We start from the raw sequence: 3,041 nt of genomic DNA on the forward strand, positions 1-3,041 counted from the left end.
TCTGATGAAATAGGGTTAACAGTTGTTGCTTCTACCTGCACTATTGCCGCAGTATTTCTCCCAGTCGCTTTTATGGGAGATACCCTTGGTCAATTTTTTCAACCCTTTGGTTTAACAGTTTCCGCCGCAGTATTAATTTCTTTATTAGTCGCCCGCACTTTATCCCCAGTATTAGCAGTGTGGTGGTTAAATGAAGTCAGAAGTCAGAAGTCAGAAGTCAGAAGTCAGAAGTCAGAAGGCAGAAGGCAGAAGGCAGAAGGAAATAATAATGAAGTTAAAAGTTATCTGACACAAGATGGTTTATTAAATCAAACACCAATTAGAAGTCAGAAGTCAGAAGGAAATTATGATGAAGTCAGAAGTCAAGAGTTAGAAGAAAATAATAATGAAGTCAAAAGTTATTTGAAACAAGATAATTTATTAAATCAAACACAAAAGTGGGAGAACACTTTATCCCATCAATACCAAAAATTACTTAACTGGTCCCTAGACCATCGAAAAGTTGTCATAGCAATAGCTTTACTCAGTTTCATCCTTGGTATGGCAATGATTCCTCTAATCCCTAAAGGTTTAGTACCCCAACTAGACCGAGGAGAATTTAATATTACCTACACTTACCCTCTACCTAATTTTGCGAAAAATACTGAAAATTTTCCTCCACCCCAAGCAAATCAAGCACCTGCCAATAACTCAATTTTTCCTGAAGGAGCATTTAATTGGATTAGCGGTCTAACTCAATCTCCCACTAGGATCTTATTAAGAAAATCTCGTAGAGTAGCGCAAAATATCGAGGAAATTGTTTTATCCTCCCCAGAAGTAGAATCAGTTTTTAGTATTGCAGGTTTCCAAGGCGAACCAAATCGTGGTAAAATATATGTAAAACTCAAAAAAGAGCGATCGCTCACTACTGCCCAAATACAAAAGCAAACTCGTAAAGCTTTATCTGAGTTAAAAAATATTAGTGTTAGTGTGGAGGATATTCCATTTGTTGAGACTGGTGCCGGAAAACCTTTTGAGGTAATGTTATTAGGAGATAATCGAGAAATTATCTACAATACAGCTCAAAAAATTCAAACTCAAATTGCCAAATTACCAGGATTTGTCGATTTAACTATTGCGCCTCAGTATAATAATTTCGATAACCCCATGGAAATAACTCATCGCAGTCAAAAGCAGGTTATCTATATTACAGCTAATCTCTCTGAGGGTTTAGGATTAGGGAATGCTATAGATTTAGCACTAGAAATATCTCAACCAATTTTACCTCCTGGTGTCAAGTTAGATTTAGGTGGAGATTCTTTGAGAGTAGGGGAAGTATTTGGTAGTTTTTTTGTAACTTTAGGTTTCTCTGTTGTATGTATGTTGACAGTCTTAGTATTACTTTTTGGTAGATTTTTAGAACCCTTGGTAGTAGGTTTGTGTTTGCCTTTGTCTATTGTGGGGGCAATGTTAGGATTATTATTTACTCAGAGTGATTTTGGCGTTATTTCCCTACTCGGTCTAATTTTTCTCCTCGGTTTACTGGATAAAAATGCTTTGTTATTGATGGATTATATTAATCAACTGCGTCAGTCAGGGTTAGAGCGCAGACAAGCTATTTTGCAAACTGGGTTGGTGCGACTGCGACCCATTTTAATGACAACAAGTTCGACAGTTTTAGGAATGTTGCCGATCGCCTTGGGATTAGGAGCAGGAGCAGAATTACGACAACCCTTAGCTGTGGCAATTATTGGAGGGTTAATTACTTCTACTTTGTTGAGTTTAATTGTAGTTCCTGTTTTGTACACTTTATTAGAAGATTGGTGGAGATTGAAATTATATTATGTCCGGTTGAATAGTTATAAATAAATGACGGAGGAGTCAGGAGTCAACCCACCCCTAACTCCTCCCTTCATGATATCAATTGAGCTTCATACAAATTTATAAAATTTTAAACTTTTGTGTAGTTTTAGCTACATTTTTTGATGTTTCTGCCACCATGAAAAAATAAACAATCTTTAAAAAACTAATTTTCTCAAACGGAGTTGAAAAATATGGATGCTCAAAAATTCCTGAGTCGCTACTCTATAGGAAAACGTTATTTTCGAGGAGTTTGTCTCAGTAATGCAAATCTGCGTGGGGTAAAACTGACTATGATTAATCTAAATCAAGCTGATTTAAGTGGGATTGACTTAAGTCGGGCAAAACTAAGTGGAGCTGAGTTAAGTCAAGCAAATTTATCTGGTGCCGATCTTAGTTATGCAGACTTGCGTAGCGCGAATTTAAGTGATGTTAATCTAATCGGTGCTGACTTGACAGGAGCAAACCTAGCACGAGCTAATCTGAATCGAGCAGATCTGCGTAGTACTAACCTTACTGGTGCAGACTTAATTGGAGCAAACCTGAATGAAGTAGAAATGAGTGGCGCAGATTTGACCGCAGCAAATGTTAATCAAGCAGAATTAAGTGCAGCTAGCTCTCATTTAGGTGTTTCTCGCAAGTGGGTGACTTGGGCAGGAAGCCATTAGATTTTTATTAAAAAGTATCAAATTTGAGGTTATATCAAATCCGGTAGCATCGGTATAAAATCTTTTGAAGATAGGAGTCAGTCCTCAGGAGTCAAGAGGAAAAACAGTTATAGCAATTCCCATGCTGGTGAGGTCAAAATTCGTTTGTTGTGGGGGAGTAGGGAGTAGTAATTCGGGAAACAGAGAATAGCGGTGCGACCCCGCAACAACGACAGTCGCAAGGAGGCGCGCACCAAGAGAGAAAAGAAGAAAAACACCAGTACCTCAGTAGTCTGAGAAACGCTATATCAAGATTTCCTAATGGTGAAGATGGACAATATTTTTATACCTAATTAAACGGATTTGATATTACTAAAAATATCCCATGCCATTCGACGTGGGTTTCTAGTATTCCCAATCAAACCCTTTTGACATCCTCCCCGGCCTAAAGGCACGGGGATTCCTACCGAGCCGTGGCTCCTCGGCGGGTTGGCATCTCACAGGCTGCTGCACCCACCCCCATCCCCTCCCGGGAGGGGATGGGGGTGGGTTACA

At 38.9% G+C, this 3,041-nt stretch carries 2 protein-coding genes; both read left to right on the forward strand.

The window, feature by feature from the left end; all coding sequences use genetic code 11:
• Positions 1-1,848: efflux RND transporter permease subunit (locus F6K13_RS25885; RefSeq protein ID WP_287288835.1), on the forward strand; the 1,848-nt coding region annotated here is incomplete at its 5' end.
• A 185-nt stretch (positions 1,849-2,033) separates the two neighbouring features.
• Positions 2,034-2,507: a pentapeptide repeat-containing protein gene (locus tag F6K13_RS25890; RefSeq protein WP_124147052.1), complete on the forward strand. Its 474-nt coding sequence runs from the start codon at positions 2,034-2,036 to the stop codon at positions 2,505-2,507.
• Positions 2,508-3,041 lie beyond the last annotated feature (534 nt).

The organism is Okeania sp. SIO2B9 (genome assembly GCF_010672505.1).
GTDB classification, from domain to species: Bacteria; Cyanobacteriota; Cyanobacteriia; order Cyanobacteriales; family Microcoleaceae; genus Okeania; species Okeania hirsuta.